We start from the raw sequence: 15,889 nt of genomic DNA on the forward strand, positions 1-15,889 counted from the left end.
CCCCTTACAGCTTCATCAGGCTGGCGTCGTCGACCGAGGCCGAGTGGCGGGAACGGAACAGCGACACGATGATCGCGAGTCCGACCACGACCTCCGCGGCGGCGACGACCATCGTGAAGAAGGCGATGATCTGGCCGTCGAGATTGCCGTGCATCCGGGAGAAGGCGACGAACGCGAGGTTGCAGGCGTTGAGCATGAGCTCGATGCACATGAAGACGACGATCGCGTTGCGCCTGATCAGCACGCCCGTGGCGCCGATCGTGAACAACAGGGCCGCGAGATAGAGGTAGTTCACGGGGTTCACTTCGACGCCTCCTCGGTCCGCCGGGGGTTCGGCCCCAGCCGGGGCGGCTCGACCGCGGCCCGCTCCAGCCGCTCCTCGGCGCGCCGCTCGAGGGCCTTGAGGTCGCTCAGCGCCTCGGCGGACACGTCCCTGATCTGGCCGCGCTCGCGCAGCGTGCTGCTGACCGTGAGCTCCGAGGGGGTGCCGTCGGGCAGCAGGCCCTGGACGTCCACCGCGTTGTGCCGCGCGTACACGCCGGGGGCGGGCAGCGGCGGGACGTGCTTGCCCTCACGGACCCGCTGCTCGGCCAGCTCCCGCTGGGTCTTGGGCCGCTCGGTGCGCTCGCGGTGGGTGAGCACCATGGCGCCGACGGCCGCCGTGATGAGCAGGGCGCCGGTGATCTCGAAGGCGAAGACGTACTTCGTGAAGATGAGGGCGGCGAGGCCCTCCACGTTGCCGTTCGCGTTCGCCTCGGTGAGGCCGTTGAACTCCGTCAGGGAGGCGTTGCCGATGCCGGCGATCAGCAGCACGCCGAAGCCGAGACCGCACAGCAGGGCCAGCCATCGCTGCCCCTTGATGGTCTCCTTCAGCGAGTCCGCCGCGGTGACGCCGACGAGCATCACCACGAACAGGAAGAGCATCATGATCGCGCCGGTGTAGACCACGATCTGCACGATGCCCAGGAAGTAGGCGCCGTTGGCGAGGTAGAACACCGCCAGGACGATCATGGTGCCGGCGAGGCAGAGCGCACTGTGCACGGCCTTCTTCATGAAGACGGTGCACAGGGCGCCGATCACCGCGACCGTGCCGAGCACCCAGAACTGGAAGGCCTCGCCGGTCGAGGTGGCGTAGGCGGCGAGCTGCGCGCTCATCGGCCGACCACCTCCTCCGACGTCGGCTCGCCCGCGTCGGACGTGGAGGCCGCTTCCTGCGGGCCCTCGCCCTTGGAGACGGCCGTCTGGCGCTCCGTGCCGGGCGCGGCCTCCGTGACCAGACCCCGGTAGTAGTCCTGCTCGTCCGTGCCCGGGTAGATGGCGTGCGGCGAGTCGACCATGCCCTCGTCGAGACCGGCGAGCAGCTGTTCCTTGGTGTAGATCAGGTTGGCGCGGCTGGAGTCGGCCAGCTCGAACTCGTTGGTCATCGTCAACGCGCGCGTGGGGCATGCCTCGATGCACAGGCCGCACAGGATGCAGCGGGCGTAGTTGATCTGGTAGACGCGCCCGTACCGCTCGCCCGGGGAGTAGCGCTCCTCGTCGGTGTTGTCCGCGCCCTCCACGTAGATGGCGTCGGCGGGGCAGGCCCAGGCGCACAGCTCACAGCCGACGCACTTCTCCAGGCCGTCCGGATGACGGTTGAGCTGGTGTCGTCCGTGGAACCGGGGAGCTGTGGTCTTCTCCTGCTCCGGGTACTGCTCGGTCAGCCGCTTCTTGAACATGGCCTTGAAGGTCACGCCGAAGCCGGCCACGGGGTTCTGGAAACCGGGCTTGGTCTCCTTGGGCTCCTCAGCCATCGGACGCCTCCTTTCCATCCAGCGATCCGTCACTCACAGTGTCCACTCCACCACTGACAATGAGCTCCCGCTCCCGGCTCGGGCGACGCCTCGGCACCGGCGGCAACTCCTGCCCCGGCAGCGGCGGTACGGGGAATCCGCCCGCCATCGGGTCGAAGTCGGCCGGCTCGACGGGGGCCTGAGCCTCCTTCCGCGCGTTGCGGAACATGTCCGCGACGAAGGAGAGCAACAGCAGCACCAGGACGCCGCCGCACACGTAGAGGGCGATGTCGGTGAAGTCGTAGTTCTCGTTGCGCAGCGTCCGTACGGTCGCGACGAGCATCAGCCACGTCACCGACACCGGGATCAGGACCTTCCAGCCCAGCTTCATCAGCTGGTCGTACCGCACGCGGGGAAGCGTGCCGCGCAGCCAGATGAAGAAGAACAGCAGCAGCTGCACCTTGACGACGAACCAGAGCATCGGCCACCAGCCGTGGTTCGCGCCCTCCCAGAAACCGCTGATCGGCCACGGAGCGCGCCAGCCGCCGAGGAAGAGCGTGGTCGCCACGGCGGAGACCGTCACCATGTTCACGTACTCGGCGAGCATGAACATCGCGAACTTGATCGACGAGTACTCGGTGTTGAAGCCGCCGACCAGGTCGCCCTCGGACTCCGGCATGTCGAAGGGGGCGCGGTTGGTCTCGCCGACCATCGTGATGATGTAGAGGACGAAGGAGACCGGCAGCAGGAGGATGTACCAGCGGTCGTGCTGCTGCTCGACGATCGTCGAGGTCGACATCGACCCCGAGTAGAGGAACACCGAGGCGAACGCCGCGCCCATGGCGATCTCGTAGGAGATCATCTGCGCGCAGGACCGCAGGCCGCCCAGCAGCGGGTACGTGGAGCCGGAGCTCCAGCCGGCCAGCACGATGCCGTAGATGCCCACGGAGGCGACCGCCAGGACGTAGAGCATCGCGATCGGCAGGTCGGTCAGCTGCATCGTGGTGCGCTGGCCGAAGATCGAGACCTCGTTGCCGGCCGGCCCGAAGGGAATCACCGCGATCGCCATGAAGGCCGGGATGGCCGCGACGATCGGCGCGAGGACGTACACCACCTTGTCCGCGCGTTTGACGACGAGGTCCTCCTTCAGCATCAGCTTGATGCCGTCGGCGAGGGACTGGAGCATTCCCCAGGGACCGTGCCGGTTGGGGCCGATGCGCAACTGCATCCAGGCGACGACCTTGCGCTCCCAGACGATGGAGAACAGCACGGTCACCATCAGGAAGGCGAAGCAGAAGACCGCCTTGACGACGACCAGCCACCAGGGGTCGCGGCCGAACATCGAGAGGTCTTCAGCGGCGAAGTACGGGCTCATTCCTCCACCTCCTTGGGGGCGTCGGCGGTGAGCGTCGCCGGGCCGATGCGTACGAGGGAGCCGGGCGTGGCTCCGGAGTCGGAGGCGACGCCCCGGCCGGTGGAGTTCAGCGGGAGCCAGACGACCCGGTCGGGCATCACGGTGATCTCGAGCGGCAGTGCGACCGTTCCGGCGGGCCCGGTGACGGCGAGCAGGTCGCCGTCCTTGACGCCGGCCTCGGCGGCCGTGGCGGCCGACACACGCGCGCGTGCCGCGTGCCGGGTCCCGGCGAGCGCCTCGTCGCCCTGCTGGAGGACGCCCTGGTCGAGCAGCAGTCGGTGCCCTGCGAGAACGGCCTCCCCGACGGCGGGGCGCGGCAGCTGCGCGGCCGGCTCCGTGGGCTCGGAGGCGCCGGAGCCCTCCCAGGCCCCGAGCCGGTCGAGCTCCGCACGGGCGGTGCGCAGATCCGGCAGACCGAGATGGACGTCCATGGCGTCGGCGAGCATCTGCAGCACGCGCGCGTCGGTGGGCGCCGCACGGCGGGCCATCTGGTCGGGCTTCAGTGCCGCCTCGAAGAAGCGGACCCGGCCCTCCCAGTTGAGGAAGGCGCCCGGCTTCTCGGCGACCGCGGCCACCGGGAGGACGACGTCGGCGTGCTCGGTGACCTCACCGGGCCGCAGCTCCAGCGACACCACGAAGCCGGCCTCCGCCAGCGCCTCACGCGCGCGTGCCGGATCGGGCAGGTCCGCGACCTCGACGCCCGCGACCAGCAGCGCCTGCAGTTCGCCGGAGGCGGCGGCCTCGACGATCTGCCCGGTGTCCCGGCCGTAGCGGTGCGGGAGTTCGGCAAGGCCCCAGGCCGCGGCGACCTCCTCACGCGCGCGGGGGTCGGTGGCCGGACGGCCGCCCGGCAGGAGCGACGGCAGGGCGCCCGCCTCGATCGCGCCCCGCTCCCCCGCCCGGCGCGGAATCCACACCAGCCGGGCGCCGGTCGCCGAGGCGGTCCGCGCCGCGGCGGTCAGTCCGCCCGCCACCGCCGCCAGCCGTTCACCGACGACGATCACCGCGCCTTCGGACCGCAGCGCTTCCGCGGCCGTGGCGCCCGCGTCCGCGTCCGCCAGGCCGACGCCGCTCGCCAGCGCGTCCAGCCACTCCGTCTCCGTGCCCGGAGCGGCCGGCAGCAGGGTGCCGCCCGCCTTCGCCAGACCTCGTGTGACGTGGGTGGCCAGCGAGAACACCCGCTGTCCGTGTTTGCGCCAGGCCTTGCGCAGCCGCAGAAAGACGCCCGGCGCCTCCTCCTCCGACTCGAACCCGACCAGCAGGACGGCGGGCGCCTTCTCCAGGGAGGAGTACGTGACGCCCGTACCGTCGAGATCGCGGCCGCGGCCGGCGACGCGGGCGGCCAGGAAGTCGGCCTCCTCGCTGCTGTGCACCCGCGCGCGGAAGTCGATGTCGTTCGTGTCGAGCGCCACGCGCGCGAACTTGCTGTAGGCGTAGGCGTCCTCGACGGTGAGACGGCCGCCGGTCAGCACGCCGGTCCTGCCGCGCGACGCCAGCAGACCCTGAGCCGCGATCTGCAGGGCCTCCGGCCAGGAAGCCGGAACGAGGTCCCCCTCGGCGTTGCGTACGAGCGGCGTGTCGAGCCGGTCCCGCTGCTGCGCGTACCGGAACGCGAAGCGCCCCTTGTCGCAGATCCACTCCTCGTTGACCTCGGGGTCCTCGGCGGCCAGCCGCCGCATGACCTTGCCGCGCCGGTGATCGGTGCGGGTGGCGCAGCCGCCGGAGCAGTGCTCGCAGACCGACGGCGAGGACACCAGGTCGAAGGGCCGGGAGCGGAACCGGTACGCCGCCGAGGTCAGCGCGCCGACCGGGCAGATCTGGATGGTGTTGCCGGAGAAGTACGACTCGAAGGGGTCGCCCTCGCCGGTGCCCACCTGTTGCAGCGCCCCGCGCTCGATCAGCTCGATCATCGGGTCGCCCGCCACCTGGTTCGAGAACCGGGTGCAGCGGGCGCACAGCACACACCGTTCCCGGTCGAGGAGCACCTGGGTGGAGATCGGCACGGGCTTCTCGTAGGTCCGCTTGCGGCCCTCGAAGCGGGACTCGGCCTGGCCGTGCGACATGGCCTGGTTCTGCAGGGGGCACTCGCCGCCCTTGTCGCAGACCGGGCAGTCCAGCGGGTGGTTGATGAGGAGCAGCTCCATCACACCGTGCTGCGCCTTCTCGGCGACCGGCGAGGTGAGGTGCGTCTTCACGACCATGCCGTCCGTGCACGTGATCGTGCAGGACGCCATCGGCTTGCGCTGGCCCTCGACGTCGACGATGCACTGGCGGCAGGCGCCCGCGGGGTCGAGGAGGGGATGGTCGCAGAAGCGGGGGATCTCGATGCCGAGCTGCTCGGCGGCCCGGATGACCAGGGTGCCCTTGGGCACGCTGATCTCGGCGCCGTCGATCGTCAACGTCACGAGATCTTCCGGCGGGACCGCCGCCTCGCCGCCTCCGGAGGGAGCGCTGGTGGTCACCGTCATGCGTTCACCTCCGTGTGCTTGTCCGCCCACGCCGTCGACTTGGCCGGGTCGAAGGGGCAGCCGCGGCCCGTGATGTGCTGCTCGTACTCCTCGCGGAAGTACTTGAGCGAGGAGAAGATCGGCGATGCGGCGCCGTCGCCGAGGGCGCAGAAGGACTTGCCGTTGATGTTGTCGGCGATGTCGTTCAGCTTGTCGAGGTCGGACAGGGAGCCCTTGCCGGCCTCGATGTCACGCAGCAGCTGCACGAGCCAGTACGTGCCTTCGCGGCACGGCGTGCACTTGCCGCAGGACTCGTGTGCGTAGAACTCGGTCCACCGGGTCACGGCACGCACCACGCAGGTCGTCTCGTCGAAGCACTGCAGGGCTTTCGTGCCGAGCATGGAACCCGCGGCGCCCACTCCTTCGTAGTCGAGAGGGACGTCGAGGTGCTCGTCGGTGAACATCGGTGTCGAGGAGCCGCCCGGCGTCCAGAACTTGAGCCGGTGCCCGGGCCGCATGCCGCCGCTCATCTCGAGGAGTTGGCGCAGGGTGATGCCGAGCGGGGCCTCGTACTGGCCAGGGCTGGAGACGTGGCCGCTGAGGGAGTAGAGCGTGAAGCCCGGGGACTTCTCGCTTCCCATCGACCTGAACCATTCCTTGCCTTTTTGCAGGATGGCGGGAACTGACGCGATCGACTCGACGTTATTCACCACAGTCGGGCACGCATAGAGGCCCGCGACCGCAGGAAAGGGGGGGCGAAGCCGCGGTTGACCACGGCGGCCTTCGAGCGAGTCGAGCAGTGCGGTCTCCTCACCGCAGATGTACGCGCCGGCGCCGGCGTGCACGGTGAGCTGGAGGTCGAGCCCGCTGCCCAGGATGTTCTCGCCGAGGTAGCCCGCCGCGTAGGCCTCGCGCACGGTCTCGTGCAACCGCCGCAGAACCGGGACGACTTCACCACGCAGATAGATGAAGGCATGAGACGACCTGATGGCGTAACACGCGATCACAATGCCCTCGATGAGGCTGTGCGGGTTCGCGAAGAGGAGCGGGATGTCCTTACAGGTCCCGGGCTCCGATTCGTCGGCATTGACAACTAGATAGTGCGGCTTTCCATCCCCCTGGGGAATGAACTGCCATTTCATTCCCGTCGGGAATCCCGCGCCGCCTCGTCCGCGCAGACCGGAGTCCTTGACGAACGCGATCACTTCGTCCGGCGACATGGCGAGCGCCTTGCGCAGGCCCTCGTATCCCTCGTGCCTTCGGTAGACGTCCAGGCTCCATGACCTGTCCTCGTCCCAGAAGGCCGACAGCACGGGTGCGAGCAGCTTCTCGGGGCTGCTGCCTTTCAGCTCGGGTGCCAAGGTCATCACTCCCCCTCCTCGGCGGTAGGCCCTGCCGGGTGAGCCGGGTCGGAGGCCGACGTGTCCTGTGGCGCGTCATGCGAACTGAGGTGCTCGGTGGGCGACGGCTCGTGGACGGCCCGGTCCCGCGGCTCGTCGTGCGGCCCGCCGTCGCGCGGGTGGACCACGCGCGCGGGTGCGGTCTCTCCCTTTGCCAGGCGAAGACCCACCAGTGACGCCGGTCCCGCACTGCCGCTCGCCTCGACGGCGCCCTCCCGCTCGTCGGGGAAGCCGGCCAGGATGCGGGCGGTCTCCTTGAAGGAGCAGAGCGGCGCCCCGCGCGTGGGGGACACCGTGCCACCGCTTCGCAGGTCGTCCACCAGGCGCTTCGCGCTCTGGACGGTCTGGTTGTCGAAGAACTCCCAGTTGACCATCACGACCGGCGCGAAGTCGCAGGCCGCGTTGCACTCGATGTGCTCCAGAGTGATCTTTCCGTCGTCGGTGGTGCCACCGTTGCCGACACCCAGGTACTCCTGGAGCTCGTCGAAGATCGCGTCGCCGCCCATCACCGCGCACAGCGTGTTGGTGCAGACGCCCACCTGGTAGTCGCCGCTGGGCCGGCGCCGGTACATGGTGTAGAAGGTGGCCACCGCGGTGACCTCGGCGGTGGTGAGGTCCAGCGCGTCGGCGCAGAAGCGCATCCCGGTGCGTGTGACGTGCCCCTCCTCCGACTGCACGAGGTGCAGCAACGGCAGGAGCGCGGACCGGGAGTCGGGGTAGCGGGCGATGATCTCGCGCGCGTCCGCCTCCAGCCGGGCTCGGACGTCGTCCGGGTAGGCGGGCGCGGGCAGTTCGGGCATGCCCAGGCTGACGCCACGCTCGGAAGAAGAGGTGGTCACCGGTCGACGCCTCCCATCACGGGGTCGATGGACGCGACGGCGACGATCACGTCGGCGACCTGGCCGCCCTCGCACATCGCCGCCATGGCTTGCAGGTTGGTGAAGGACGGGTCCCGGAAGTGGACCCGGTAGGGGCGGGTGCCTCCGTCGGAGACGGCGTGCACCCCGAGCTCGCCCTTGGGCGACTCGACCGCCGCGTACGCCTGGCCAGGCGGAACGCGGAAGCCCTCGGTGACCAGCTTGAAGTGGTGGATCAGGGCTTCCATGGACGTGCCCATGATCTTCTTGATGTGGTCCAGGGAGTTGCCGAGACCGTCGGGGCCCAGGGCCAGCTGGGCCGGCCAGGCGATCTTCCGGTCGGCGACCATGACCGGACCGGGCTGCAGCCGGTCCAGGCACTGCTCGACGATCCTCAGCGACTGGCGCATCTCTTCCAGACGGATCAGGAAGCGGCCGTAGGAGTCGCACGAGTCGGCGGTCGGGACGTCGAAGTCGTACGTCTCGTAGTCGCAGTACGGCTGGGTCTTGCGCAGGTCGTGCGGCAGGCCGGTGGAGCGCAGGATCGGGCCGGTGGCGCCGAGGGCCATGCAGCCGGCCAGGTCGAGGTAGCCGACGTCCTGCATACGGGCCTTGAAGATGGGGTTCCCGGTGGCGAGCTTGTCGTACTCGGGGAGGTTCTTCTTCATCTTCTTCACGAACTCGCGGATCTGGTCCACCGCGCCGGGCGGCAGGTCCTGGGCGAGTCCGCCGGGGCGGATGTACGCGTGGTTCATCCGCAGGCCCGTGATGAGCTCATAGATGTCGAGAATCATTTCACGATCACGGAATCCGTAGATCATGATCGTGGTGGCGCCGAGTTCCATGCCGCCCGTGGCGATGCACACCAGGTGCGACGACATCCGGTTCAGCTCCATGAGAAGCACCCGGATGATCTTGGATCGCTCGGTGATCTGGTCCTCGATGCCGAGGAGCTTCTCGACGGCGAGACAGTAGGCGGTCTCGTTGAAGAAGGACGTCAGGTAGTCCATGCGCGTCACGAACGTGGTGCCCTGCGTCCACGTGCGGTACTCGAGGTTCTTCTCGATGCCGGTGTGGAGGTAGCCGATGCCGCAGCGGGCCTCGGTGACGGTCTCGCCCTCGATCTCCAGGATGAGGCGGAGCACCCCGTGGGTGGAGGGGTGCTGGGGCCCCATGTTGACGACGATGCGCTCGTCGTCGGCGCGGGCCGCGGACTGGACGACCTCGTCCCAGTCGCCACCGGTGACCGTGTAGACGGTGCCCTCTGTGGTCTCGCGCGCCGAGGCGGACGCGGCTGATGACTGCGTGCTGCTCACGAGTACGACCTCCGCTGGTCCGGAGCCGGGATCTGGGCGCCCTTGTACTCGACGGGGATGCCGCCGAGGGGATAGTCCTTGCGCTGCGGATGGCCGGGCCAGTCGTCCGGCATCATGATCCGCGTGAGGGCCGGGTGGCCGTCGAAGACGATCCCGAAGAAGTCGTAGGTCTCGCGCTCGTGCCAGTCGTTGGTGGGATACACGGAGACCAGGGACGGGATGCGCGGATCGGCGTCCGGGGCGCTGACCTCCAGGCGGATCAGCCGGTTGTGGGTGATCGAGCGCAGGTGGTAGACGGCGTGCAGTTCGCGCCCCTTGTCGTGCAGGTAGTGCACGCCGCTGACCCCGGTGCAGAGCTCGAAACGCAGGGCGGGGTCGTCGCGCAGGGTGCGGGCGACGCGGAGCAGGTGCTCGCGCTCGATGTGGAAGGTGAGCTCGTCGCGGTCGACGACCGTCTTCTCGATCGCGTTGCCGGGGAGGAGGCCCTGCTCCTCCAGCGCGCCCTCCAGCTCGTCGGCGACCTCGTCGAACCAGCCGCCGTAGGGCCGGCTCGCCGCCCCCGGGAGCCGGATCGACCGGACCAGGCCGCCGTAGCCGGAGGTGTCGCCGCCGTTGTCGGCGCCGAACATGCCGCGCTGGACGCGGACCTCCTCCCCGCCCTGGCCGCGCTGGCCGGGGAGGTTGGAGGCGGAGAGGTCCTTCTCGGGGTTCGCGCCCGAGGCGCCGTTCACCCCGTTCGAGGCACCGTTCGCGCCGTGGGTGCCGTTCGACTCACTCACCGCAGCAGCCCCTTCATCTCGATCATGGGCAGGGCCTTCAGCGCCGCCTCCTCCGCCTCGCGGGCCGCCTCCTCGGCGTTCACGCCCAGCTTGGAGTTCTGGATCTTGTGATGGAGCTTGAGAATCGCGTCCATCAGCATCTCGGGCCGCGGCGGGCAGCCCGGAAGGTAGATGTCGACGGGCACGATGTGATCGACGCCCTGGACGATCGCGTAGTTGTTGAACATGCCGCCGGAGGACGCACAGACGCCCATGGAGATGACCCACTTGGGAGCGGGCATCTGGTCGTAGACCTGGCGGAGCACCGGCGCCATCTTCTGGCTCACCCGGCCGGCGACGATCATCAGGTCAGCCTGGCGGGGCGAACCGCGGAAGACCTCCATGCCGAAGCGCGCCAGGTCGTAGCGGCCGGCGCCGGTCGTCATCATCTCGATGGCGCAGCAGGCCAGACCGAACGTGGCGGGGAAGACGGACGCCTTGCGCACCCAGCCCGCGGCCTGCTCGACGGTGGTCAGCAGGAATCCGCTCGGCAGCTTTTCTTCGAGTCCCATGACTTAAAGGCCCCTCAGTCCCATTCCAGGCCGCCGCGCCGCCACACGTACGCGTACGCCACGAAGACGGTGAGCACGAAGAGCAGCATCTCCACGAGCCCGAAGACACCCAGGGCGTCGAAGGTGACGGCCCAGGGGTAGAGGAAGACGATCTCGATGTCGAAGACGATGAAGAGCATCGCCGTCAGGTAGTACTTGATGGGGAAGCGCCCGCCGCCGGCCGGCGTGGGGGTCGGCTCGATACCGCACTCATAGGCCTCGAGCTTGGCGCGGTTGTACCGCTTCGGCCCGATCAGCGTGGCCATGACCACGGAGAAGATCGCAAAGCCTGCCCCGAGGGCTCCCAGTACGAGGATGGGCGCATACGCGTTCACCGCTCCTCGCTCCTCTCAGTCGGCACTGACTGCTGGCGATGGCATCGGACTCACGCCGGCCCGCAGGCCCGCGAACACCGCCCGTCCAGACGAAGATCGCGAACATGTGAAGCAGGTCACAAGCCCAACTGCCTCGCATCCTATGCCCGCCGCTCTGTGATCTGCGACACGGGGTATTACACAAGCTTTGTGATCTCCACCACCTGACGAACGATCATGAAGTCGTATCAGCGGTGATCTTCGTACGCGAAGCGTCAGAGTGATCACAAGAAGTGACATTTACGCTCGTCACCGCAGGCCGGAGGGGCGTCTCCATATCAAGAGGCTTCCCTTGCATGCAAATTGGAGATGGACGCGGGGTGCTGATAGTGGACCGCGTTCACACATCAGAGGGAGGGCGGGGCCGGACGTGGACGCGTGCACGCGTTCACGAGCGGAGGCGGTCCTGCCGCAGGCGCGAGACGCAGGCACTCCGGTAACCGTTCCGTGACCTCCGCCACACCCGTGAGGGTCGCTTAAGAGCGGGGCTTGGCCAACTGTCTCGACCGGTGGTAGGTGCAGGGCAATTCGGGCGTAACCGCGAAACATCATGATCACAGGCTTGATCACGTGCGTCCGCAATGTCCGTTACGGCGTCAATAAAGAACCCGAGGCAGGGAATTTGGGGCGTGCGTTGAACAACTGTGGCGCACCACACGTTTCTTGAAGGTATGGAGGAGCCCCTGATACCGGTTGTACCCATGTCCCTCACCGCTCACATACGCAGCCACCGGAAACCCCGCCGCAGCGCGTCGACGATCGCGATGCGGGCCGGAGTCGCCAGTGGTGTTCTCGGCACGCTGGCCGTCGCCACAGCAGCCGGCTCGGCCAACGCCGCCGAGCCGGTGACGCAGACGCTCGAACTGCCCGTGCTCACCGGCGACCTGGCCGCCCAGGTCGCGCAGTCCGCCCAGGCCACGCAGCAGGCCGCGGCGAACTACCAGCTCCACGCCGAGCGTGACGCGGCCGCCGCGGCCGCCGCCAAGGAGGCCAAGAAGGACCTCGCCGACGCCAAGGCCGAGGCGAAGAAGAAGGCCGAGGCCGCCCGCAGGGCCGCCGCCGAGCGGGCCACGCGCTCCGCCGAGCGGACCACGCTGACCTCGACGTCGGGCAGCGCCTACAGCAGCACGAGCACCTCCACGGCGACGGGTTCGGCCGCGGCCGTCATCGCCTTCGTGAAGGCGCAGATCGGGGACGCCTACGTCTCCGGCGGCACCGGCCCCAACTCGTGGGACTGCTCCGGCCTGATGCAGACCGCCTTCAAGCAGGTCGGCATCGACCTGCCGCGCGTCTCGCAGGACCAGTCGACGGCCGGCACCCAGGTGTCGCTGGACAACCTGCAGCCGGGCGACATCCTCTACTGGGGCAGCGCGGGCAGCGCGTACCACGTGGCGGTCTACGTCGGCGACGGCATGTTCGTCGGTGCGCAGAACCCGTCCACCGGCGTGGCCGAGAAGCCGCTGTCGTACGACCCGCCGAGCGGCGCGGTGAGGGTGCTCTGACCGCTCCCAGGCGCCCTCTGAGGGCGCCTCACGCACGCAAGGGCCGCAGCCGCTCGGGGGCAGCGGCCCTTCGGGCTCTCCGGGTGCGCCCGGCGCGGGGCGGTCGGCGGCTCGTCATCCTGTGCGCCGCCTCCGGTACCGGCGTCGCGGGCACCGGGCACGCGTCGGGCGGGCGTCGACGGGCGGCTGTCCGTTCATGAGATGACGCATGAAAGCACGAAGATGCCCGACATGTCGGGCACTTCGTCATTCGGTGGGCCGCAGAGAAGCGGCCTGCGCGCGTCGGCGGCCGAGCGGCGGGCCCTCACCGTCCGGTCGGGCCCGCCGGGATCACCGCTCGGTCAGGCCTTCGGGGCCACCTTGCTCAGGCCGTTGATGATGCGGTCCATCGCGTCGCCGCCCGTGGGGTCCGTCAGGTTGGCGAGCATCTTCAGCGTGAACTTCATCAGCATCGGGTGCGTCAGGCCGCGCTGGGTCGCGATCTTCATGACCTTCGGGTTGCCGATGAGCTTCACGAAGGCGCGGCCCAGCGAGTAGTAGCCGCCGTAGGTGTCCGCGAGGATCTGCGGGTAACGCTGCAGGGCGAGTTCGCGCTGGCCGGGGGTGGCGCGGGCGTGGGCCTGCACGATGACGTCGGCGGCGAGCTGCCCCGACTCCATGGCGTAGGCGATGCCCTCGCCGTTGAACGGGTTCACCAGGCCTCCGGCGTCGCCGACCAGCAGCAGGCCCTTGGTGTAGTGGGGCTTGCGGTTGAAGGCCATGGGGAGGGCGGCGCCGCGGATCGGGCCGGTCATGTTTTCGGGGGTGTAGCCCCAGTCCTCCGGCATGGACGCGCACCAGGCCTTCAGGACCTCGCGCCAGTCCAGCTCCTTGAAGGAGTCGGAGGTGTTGAGCACGCCGAGGCCGACGTTCGACGTGCCGTCGCCCATGCCGAAGATCCAGCCGTAGCCGGGCAGCAGCCGGTCCTCGCCGGGGCCGCGGCGGTCCCACAGCTCCAGCCAGGACTCCAGGTAGTCGTCCTCGTGGCGCGGGGAGGTGAAGTAGGTGCGGACGGCGACGCCCATCGGGCGGTTCTCACGGCGGTGCAGGCCCATCGCCAGCGAGAGACGCGTGGAGTTGCCGTCGGCGGCGACCACGAGCGGGGCGTGGAAGGTGACTTCGCGCTTCTCCTCGCCCAGCTTGGCGTGCACGCCGGTGATGCGGCCGGTGCGGTCGTCGACGATCGGGGCGCCGACGTTGCAGCGCTCGTGGAGGCGGGCGCCCGCCTTCTGGGCCTGGCGGGCGAGCTGCTCGTCGAAGTCGTCCCGCTTGCGGACGAGGCCGTAGTCGGGGAAGGAGGCCAGATCCGGCCAGTCCAGCTGGAGACGGACGCCGCCGCCGATGATGCGCAGACCCTTGTTGCGCAGCCAGCCGGCCTCCTCGGAGATGTCGATGCCCATGGCCACCAGCTGCTTGGTGGCGCGCGGGGTGAGGCCGTCCCCGCAGACCTTCTCGCGCGGGAACTCGGTCTTCTCGAGGAGGAGTACGTCGAGTCCGGCCTTGGCGAGGTAGTAGGCGGTCGTGGAGCCGGCCGGTCCCGCGCCGACGACGATGACGTCGGCGGTGTTCGCGGTGAAGGGCTGGGAGTGGGGCTCGGTCACGGCGGTCACGGCGGGATCTCCCCAAGTTCGGAATCTGCGTGCCGACCGGCACTGGACACGGGCAGTCTATTCAGCAGAATTGATCACCCGGCTGAAGGGCTGCCCCGTGAACCGAGCTCTCCCCGTAGTACGGCTGCGCGTCCCCACGGACGAGGACGCGGTCGCCTGGCACCGGGTCTTCGACGATCCGGACGTCATGGAGTTCTTCGGCGGGAGATCCACGGAACTCTCGGCCTACGAGGAGCTCACCGCCCGCCAGCGCCGTCACGACGCCGAGTACGGCTTCTGCCTGTGGACGTTGCTGGACGCGGACGACCGGGTCATCGGGTTCACCGGCGCGCAGCCGTGGCCGCGGGACTGGGGTCCCCGGGGAGAGATCGAGATCGGGTGGCGGCTGGGCCGGGAGCACTGGGGCCGGGGATACGCGACGGCGGCCGCCCGGTCGACGCTGGAGCGGGTGCGGGCGGCCGGGGTGCCGGAGGTGGTGGCCATGGTCGACGCGGGCAACCGGCGGTCCATCGCCGTCGCCGAGCGGCTGGGGATGCGGCTCGCGGAGACGTACGCGAGGCCGCAGTCGACGCGGGAGTCGCACTGCTACCGCCTCACCTGCTGAGGCGTCGGTCACTCTCCGCAGTCATCGGCTACGGAAAGACACCTGACGCTTCCGGACGGCACCCCCCGGCGGTTACCCTGCCAGTACCGCTGGGGGTGACATCTGTGCACATACCACCCAAAACACCCGAAGTGCGTGTGCCCAGGCTCGTCGGCCTGATGGCCGTGGACGCTCGCGAGGCGGCCGCGGCGCAGGGTGTGCTGCTGGCCGCGCCGGACCGGCCCGACTTCCCTCGCACGGTCGTCGACTACGTCGTACGGCAGTACCCTCCGCCCGGCGTCGAGGTGCCGGTGGGCGCCGTCGTCACGGTGTGGTTCGAGTTCCGCGAGGGGGAGGGCGGCGGAGGCGCGGGCGTGCGCGAACCGCGCGTGCCGCGCCCGGGCGGGGGCGGGCTGGAGCGCGAGCTGGACCGGCCGAAGGACCCCTTCGCGGCGATCGCCGGTTGACGGCCGATCACCGGGATGACGGCCGTCAGGCCTCCTTGAAGCCCCGGTGCAGGGTCACCACGCCGCCCGTCAGGTTGCGCCAGGCGACCTTCGTCCAGCCCGCCTTGCGCAGATGCCCGGCGAGGGCGGCCTGGTCGGGCCAGGCGCGGATGGACTCCGCGAGGTAGACGTAGGCGTCCGGGTTCGAGGAGACCGCGCGGGCGACGGGGGGCAGCGCGCGCATCAGGTACTCGGTGTAGACCGTGCGGAAGGGCGCCCAGGTGGGGTGCGAGAACTCGCAGATCACGACGCGTCCGCCGGGCCGGGTCACGCGGTGCATCTCGCGCAGGGCCGCGTCGAAGTCCTGCACGTTGCGCAGGCCGAAGGAGATGGTGACGGCGTCGAACGTGTCGTCCCTGAAGGGCAGCTTCGTCGCGTCCCCCGCGGTGAACGGCAGCCAGGCGTGGTTCCTCTTGCCGACCTGGAGCATGCCGAGGGAGAAGTCGCAGGGGACGACGTACGCGCCGGTCTGCGCGAACGGGAGGGAGGAGGTGGCCGTGCCGGCGGCGAGGTCCAGGACCTTCTGCGCCGGGCGGGCGTCGACGGCCTTCGCGACCTCCTTGCGCCACCGCCGGTCCTGGCCGAGCGAGAGGACGTCGTTGGTCACGTCGTACCGTTCCGCCACGCGGTCGAACATCGAGGCGACTTCGTGGGGCTGCTTGTTCAGGGAAGCACGGGTCACCAGGTCATTGTGTCAGCC

The 15,889-nt window shown here is 69.5% G+C and carries 16 protein-coding genes; 3 read left to right on the plus strand and 13 right to left on the minus strand.

The features are described from left to right. Positions 1–4: 4 nt before the first annotated feature. Genes nuoK through OHS82_RS18375 form a run of 11 tightly spaced genes read right to left on the minus strand, consistent with a single transcriptional unit; the run spans position 5 to position 10,910 of the window. The gene (nuoK, locus tag OHS82_RS18325; RefSeq protein ID WP_003974374.1) at positions 5–304 is read right to left on the minus strand and encodes an NADH-quinone oxidoreductase subunit NuoK; all 300 of its coding nucleotides are present in this window, start codon (positions 302–304) and stop codon (positions 5–7) included. After that, positions 301–1,155 (minus strand): NADH-quinone oxidoreductase subunit J, encoded by an 855-nt coding sequence (locus OHS82_RS18330; RefSeq protein ID WP_057584840.1) that lies wholly within the window; start codon positions 1,153–1,155, stop codon positions 301–303. Before OHS82_RS18330 ends, nuoK begins: the two co-directional genes overlap by 4 nt. Further along, positions 1,152–1,793 (minus strand): NADH-quinone oxidoreductase subunit NuoI, encoded by a 642-nt coding sequence (gene nuoI / locus OHS82_RS18335; protein ID WP_057584839.1) that lies wholly within the window; start codon positions 1,791–1,793, stop codon positions 1,152–1,154. The genes OHS82_RS18330 and nuoI overlap by 4 nt, the downstream gene beginning before the upstream one ends. Continuing rightward, positions 1,786–3,147: an NADH-quinone oxidoreductase subunit NuoH gene (gene nuoH / locus OHS82_RS18340; RefSeq protein WP_057584838.1), complete on the minus strand. Its 1,362-nt coding sequence runs from the start codon at positions 3,145–3,147 to the stop codon at positions 1,786–1,788. The genes nuoI and nuoH overlap by 8 nt, the downstream gene beginning before the upstream one ends. After that, positions 3,144–5,654 carry an NADH-quinone oxidoreductase subunit G gene (locus OHS82_RS18345; protein WP_057584837.1) on the minus strand — a complete coding sequence of 837 codons (2,511 nt, stop codon included), beginning with the start codon at positions 5,652–5,654 and terminating at the stop codon, positions 3,144–3,146. The genes nuoH and OHS82_RS18345 overlap by 4 nt, the downstream gene beginning before the upstream one ends. Then, entirely contained in the window at positions 5,651–7,003 is a 1,353-nt protein-coding gene (gene nuoF / locus OHS82_RS18350) for an NADH-quinone oxidoreductase subunit NuoF (protein WP_328434159.1), read from the minus strand. The genes OHS82_RS18345 and nuoF overlap by 4 nt, the downstream gene beginning before the upstream one ends. Beyond that, on the minus strand, positions 7,000–7,872 hold the full coding sequence (nuoE, locus tag OHS82_RS18355; protein WP_057584835.1) for an NADH-quinone oxidoreductase subunit NuoE: 873 nt from the start codon (positions 7,870–7,872) through the stop codon (positions 7,000–7,002). Before nuoE ends, nuoF begins: the two co-directional genes overlap by 4 nt. Continuing rightward, positions 7,869–9,206 carry an NADH-quinone oxidoreductase subunit D gene (locus tag OHS82_RS18360; protein ID WP_057584834.1) on the minus strand — a complete coding sequence of 446 codons (1,338 nt, stop codon included), beginning with the start codon at positions 9,204–9,206 and terminating at the stop codon, positions 7,869–7,871. The genes nuoE and OHS82_RS18360 overlap by 4 nt, the downstream gene beginning before the upstream one ends. Further along, complete coding sequence (locus OHS82_RS18365) at positions 9,203–9,985, minus strand: NADH-quinone oxidoreductase subunit C (protein ID WP_057584833.1); 783 nt, start codon at positions 9,983–9,985, stop codon at positions 9,203–9,205. Before OHS82_RS18365 ends, OHS82_RS18360 begins: the two co-directional genes overlap by 4 nt. Next, positions 9,982–10,536, minus strand: coding sequence for a NuoB/complex I 20 kDa subunit family protein (locus OHS82_RS18370; protein WP_057584832.1), 555 nt, complete (start codon positions 10,534–10,536; stop codon positions 9,982–9,984). Before OHS82_RS18370 ends, OHS82_RS18365 begins: the two co-directional genes overlap by 4 nt. Before the next feature lie 14 nt (positions 10,537–10,550). Further along, positions 10,551–10,910: an NADH-quinone oxidoreductase subunit A gene (locus tag OHS82_RS18375; RefSeq protein WP_007383963.1), complete on the minus strand. Its 360-nt coding sequence runs from the start codon at positions 10,908–10,910 to the stop codon at positions 10,551–10,553. Between the two features lie 740 nt (positions 10,911–11,650). Here OHS82_RS18375 and OHS82_RS18380 point away from each other — a divergent pair. Then, entirely contained in the window at positions 11,651–12,451 is an 801-nt protein-coding gene (locus OHS82_RS18380; RefSeq protein WP_057584831.1) for a C40 family peptidase, read from the plus strand. A gap of 341 nt (positions 12,452–12,792) precedes the next feature. Here the strand turns inward: OHS82_RS18380 and OHS82_RS18385 are convergent, their stop codons facing one another. Beyond that, the gene (locus OHS82_RS18385; protein WP_079041687.1) at positions 12,793–14,091 is read right to left on the minus strand and encodes a geranylgeranyl reductase family protein; all 1,299 of its coding nucleotides are present in this window, start codon (positions 14,089–14,091) and stop codon (positions 12,793–12,795) included. Positions 14,092–14,197: 106 nt separating this feature from the next. Between OHS82_RS18385 and OHS82_RS18390 the strand changes: the two genes are divergently transcribed. Further along, complete coding sequence (locus OHS82_RS18390; protein ID WP_057584862.1) at positions 14,198–14,704, plus strand: GNAT family N-acetyltransferase; 507 nt, start codon at positions 14,198–14,200, stop codon at positions 14,702–14,704. A gap of 104 nt (positions 14,705–14,808) precedes the next feature. Further along, positions 14,809–15,150: a PASTA domain-containing protein gene (locus OHS82_RS18395; protein ID WP_079041683.1), complete on the plus strand. Its 342-nt coding sequence runs from the start codon at positions 14,809–14,811 to the stop codon at positions 15,148–15,150. Positions 15,151–15,175: 25 nt separating this feature from the next. On the opposite strand, the gene OHS82_RS18400 is transcribed toward OHS82_RS18395, so the two are convergent. Then, positions 15,176–15,871, minus strand: coding sequence for a demethylmenaquinone methyltransferase (locus OHS82_RS18400; RefSeq protein WP_057584828.1), 696 nt, complete (start codon positions 15,869–15,871; stop codon positions 15,176–15,178). Positions 15,872–15,889 lie beyond the last annotated feature (18 nt).

Source organism: Streptomyces sp. NBC_00425, from assembly GCF_036030735.1.
GTDB lineage: Bacteria > Actinomycetota > Actinomycetes > Streptomycetales > Streptomycetaceae > Streptomyces.